This is a genomic window from Leptospiraceae bacterium, from assembly GCA_016708435.1.
GTDB lineage: Bacteria > Spirochaetota > Leptospiria > Leptospirales > Leptospiraceae > UBA2033.
Map to the genome: position 1 here is coordinate 2501 of JADJFV010000025.1, position 5000 is coordinate 7500.

At 42.4% G+C, this 5000-nt stretch carries 2 rRNA genes (1 of these 2 cut by a window edge); both read right to left on the minus strand.

The features are described from left to right. Positions 1–2118, minus strand: a 23S ribosomal RNA gene (locus IPH52_18725); it reaches 1445 nt to the left of the window's first position. A gap of 98 nt (positions 2119–2216) precedes the next feature. Continuing rightward, a 16S ribosomal RNA gene (locus IPH52_18730) occupies positions 2217–3978 on the minus strand. The 16S and 23S rRNA genes sit together here, the layout of an rRNA operon. Positions 3979–5000 lie beyond the last annotated feature (1022 nt).

Below are 5000 nucleotides of genomic sequence, written 5' to 3' on the forward strand. Positions count from 1 at the left end.
TTATGAACACACCTGACAGCCCGAAAGTGAGCTGCTCTGCCAGTTATACATCCCTATCTCTGAATAATTCATTCAGGGAGATAAACTGTTAAGAAGAAAAGAGAACTCTTCCAGGGGTACATACCGATGTCTCCAAGCTCATTTGTGTTGCCACATTTCATCCCACACCCTACTTGAGGAATATTAACCTCATTCCCTTTCGACTTCGTACTCGTAAGAGCACGTGTATTACAAGGAATTTCCCTATGTCTTAGGAGCGAGTAACCCATGACCAAATGCTGTTCTCATGGAACCCTTCTCCACTTCGGCCTTCAAAGTTCTCATTTGAATATTTGCTACTACCACCAAGATCTGCACTAAATACTGTTCCAACTAGGTTCACACCCAAGTCTTCGGTACAGTATTCACGCCCTCTTACTCATCACAGTTTCTATTTACCGTGATGGCTGAGTATCGGTATCACGCTGCAGCGCCATCAATTTTCAGGGCTAGTTAATTCGGCTGGTGAGTTGTTACACACTCCTTAGCTAATGTCGACTTCCATGACCATAGTCCATCTGTCTATATTAACTAACACCTTTTATGGGATCTCATGAGCGTGAATTTGGGCACCTTATCTCAGCGTTAGGTTCATCCCTCATCGCCAGTTCTGCTTACCAAAAATGGCCCACTAAGAACAATACATTGATTCTCCTCGTTCAATTAAGATAACTCGGAGTTCTTACCAATTTAAAGTTTGAGAAGAGGTCAAAGCCCACAGGACTCCGATTCCTCTAATCATTAGCTTTACCTGATAAAACTGCTTGAAATTGTTCCAGCTATCCTGAGAGAAATTTCAGAGGGAACCAGCTACTAGATGGTTCGATTAGTCTTTCGCCCCTATACTCAAGTCTGACGAACGATTTGCACGTCAGTAACGCTACGAGCCTCCACCAGAGTTTCCCCTGGCTTCACCCTACTCAAGTGTAGTTCACCATCTTTCGGGTCCTACCGATTATGCTCTTACTCATATCCTTCACCGGAGGTTCAGGAATGGTCGATGTTGCAACTTTGACATCTCACATCTTATACTCCCTTTCGGTACGCGTTCAGGTTTTTACACCCTCACACTCGCATAATAGGTAGACTCCTTGGTCCGTGTTTCAAGACGGGTCAGTAGAAGCCATTTTGACAGAATCATCCTAAGATCCCTCAGACCGATCTGAAACTTTTGGCTCACGAATACACGCTCCGCCTTATTCTTCCAGGTCGATCTCATTCTGTCCAGTCTCTGCGAACGGCCGTGCACGATCTCATGTAAAAGTAAGCTCTGTTAGATACTCCTCCCCCACATGATTAGATGCCCGACGAGTTTCACGAAGACATAATTACTCTTCTACTGCTTCCTTTTCAACGATTTCAAGTCTTTTAACCCTCTTTTCAAAGTTCTTTTCATCTTTCCTTCGCAGTACTTGTATGCTATCGGTCTCCTATAAATATTTAGCCTTAGAAGAAGTATATCTCCTAATTAGGGCAGCATTCCCAAACTACCCGACTCTTAGAAAACACCTGTACGAACCTATGAATCCAAAGACGGGACTATCACCCTCTATGGTATCCTTTTCCAAGGAACTTATGACTCATAGGTTTCTTCCAGGAGTCCCTATAGATTACAATTCAACCTTACGGCCGATTAACATCTTGGGCTGTTACCTCTTCACTCGCCGCTACTGAGGTAATCCTAGTTAGTTTCTTTTCCTCCGCTTACTGATATGCTTAAGTTCAGCGGGTATTCTTGCTCATTTCAGGTACTATATAAAGGATATGTATTTGGTTAGCTCGTCCTTTATGACAAACAGTTCAATTAACACGACATCACTGTTTAGTGACTACTTCGGTTAAAGAGCTGATGTCAGACAGCTACATATTTAGCGAGAGAATCACTTCAATCGCATTTAGATATGTGATGTAATTAACCTAATACACTGAAACAAACATGATAGCTCGCGCTATCGCCATTTGCGTTCAAAGTTTTGATGACTCGCTGATCGTGCAATTCGCATTACGTATCGCATTTCGCTGCGTTCTTCATCGTTGTAGGAACCTAGATATCCATCGTTGAAAATTTAGTTTTCTTTAATATGGATTTACTAACATTAAAAACCTATTAAATAGGTAAACAATAGTCTGGTTTTTCAACCAGTCTATTTAGTACTTTAGTTGTAGAAGAACATTGTATTACGAATGATCCTTCCGCAGGTTCACCTACGGAAACTTTGTTACGACTTCTTCATCCTCTAAGTAATATGGTTTGCTTAATTTTCTTCGTAATTACTTACTCAGTCAAGAAGGCTCACCAGATTACTCAATCGGAGCAAGCGACGGGCGATGTGTACATTTTGCAGGGACGTAATCAGCACAAGCTGATGACTTGTGCTTACTAGGAATTCCTCGTTCAAGATCCACAATTGCAAAGATCTATCCCTAGCACGACACTTACTAAAAAGATTAGCCGAAATCCTGTCGGACCAGCAAAAACTTATTGAAAGTGTCATTGTAGCGCGTGTGCGGCTCAGGACATCTAAGGGCATCACAGACCTGTTATTGCCTTAAACTTCCTTGTGTTAAAAATACACATTGTCCCTCTAAGAAGTAACTAACGTTCGTCACGTCGTACTAGTTAGTAGGTTAAGGTCTCGTTCGTTAACGGAATTAACCAGACAAATCACTCCACCAACTAAGAACGGCCATGCACCACCATTAAGTCAATCAAGAAAGAGCTATCAATCTGTCAATCCTAAAACTTTGTTGTCCTGATGAGTTTCCCAGTGTTGAGTCAAATTAAGCCACAGGCTCCACTCCATGGTGTGCAAAACCGTCAATTCCTTTAAGTTTCAATCTTGCGATCGTACTCCACCAAGAACCCAAAGACTTTGATTTCTCTTATAGCGCTGGATGAATCATCAAATATTCACCCAATTCTAAGATGGAATCGTTTACAGTTAAGACTAGGACGGTATCTAATCGTCTTTGATCCCCTAACTTTCGTTCTTGATTAATGAAAACATGCTTGGCAAATGCTTTCGCATTAGTTAGTCTTTAACAAATCCAAGAATTTCACCTCTGACTGTTAAGTACCAATGCCCCCGACTGTTCCTATTAATCATTACTGGAGCCTCAAACCAATAAATAGTCCCCAGTCCTATTCCATTATTCCATGCTAATGTATTCCGGCTGAAGCCTGCCTGGAACACTCTAATTTTCTCAAGGTAAAGCGCTTGCTTACATAGCCAACCAGTGAAGGCCGAACGTATGCTTGCAAACAGATGTTCGAAGAAATCTTAGCTGTAAAGCTTCGACTCTTACAAACAGAAATTCAACTACGAGCTTTTTAACTGCAGCAACTTTAATATACGCTACTGGAGCTGGAATTACCGCGGCTGCTGGCACCAGAACTTGCCCTCCAGTTGGTACTCGATAAGGTTTTTAAATTGTTCTCATTGCAATCCCGGAAACAATGTTCTGGGTTGTTATTTCTTGTCACTGCCTCCCCGAATCGGGATTGGGCAATTTTCGCGCCTGCTGCCATCCGTAGATGTGGTAGCCGTTTCTCAGGCTCCCTCTCCGGAATCGAACCCTAATTCTCCGTTACCCGTAATAGCCATGGTAGTCCAATACACTACCATCTACAGCTGATAGGGCAGAAACTTGAATGATTTATCAAGGCGAACCTCGATTCGATCAGTTATTATGATTCATCACAGCCCCGAGGGGATGGTTTAATATCTAATAAATACAACCCTTCCGAAGTCAGGTTTTGAAGCATGTATTAGCTGTAGAATTGCCACGGTTATCCATGTAACTTTCAAATATCAAATAAACTATAACTGATGTAATGAGCCATTCGCAGTTTCGCTGTACAATACTTATACTTACACATGCATGGCTTAATCTTTGAGACAAGCATATGACTACTGGCAGGATCAACCAGATTACTACTTCTAGTCTGTGTCCATTGACACGAGGCTATCAGTGTGTAGGTTCACTAACTCATTAGCAAGAATGCTGACTTTGTGCTGATCGACGTCAAAGACGTATGATCATAAGTCGTATTCTTTACTATTCGCCACCAGCTAGATCAAGCTCACTGCAAAGTTATCCCAGCAATAGCTAGGAATTACCTGTGGTGATCAGGATCTTATATGTAGCACACTAATCTTTAGAGATTTTACAACTAAAGATTACTGCTCTCTACATATTAGCTTTGTTGTAACTATACCATATAGGCATTAATACAACACTTCTCTTGTGCTGGCTACCTCTTTTGAGGTGACCATCAAAGATTTTATCTTTAGTGCCCGAAGAAATTCTTTGGGTACTCATGTCGTAAAGACATATAAGGCGTCATGTAGAGCGGCCCTTTAAGCGATAGCAATTGCTATGCCTTGGGAATCGTCTCCCACATTAAAAATGTTCTGTTACTCGTTAGCGTCGAGTATAAAACTCAACAGCAATCTTTCACAGATTTGGACACTTTCGCACAGCGCAGAAGCTATTGTCTAACATATCTAAGCCATTACACATCTAACAACTCAACGTCTGAGACCAGGCTTTCGCCCGTTCAAATCAGACCTTTTCGCTAGAATCGACAGCTAAGCACGTAGGACTAGCATCAGCACCCGTAACTACTCAATATCCTTCATTTTTATGGGTCCACAATTTTCTTATCCAAACTCACATGCCTCCCTTATATATACTTTGGCACCTGAAAATGAAAATTGGCGTGACCCCCCTTTTTTGGGTTTTTTCGGCAGAGTCTTTTCGGTTTTCACCCCAGCAGTCCTGACCTCACCCCTACTCATCCGGCGTGTTCGTGCATACCCCCACACCCCAGGCCCTAGCTTCTCCTCCTTCCTCGCGAAGTGAGGTGCGTTTTTTGACTTTCAAAACGGTACCAAGGGGAGGTCGTCGGCAACTCAGATCGAGGCTTTAGCATCACGGGCTGAGCCCAAGACTATCCC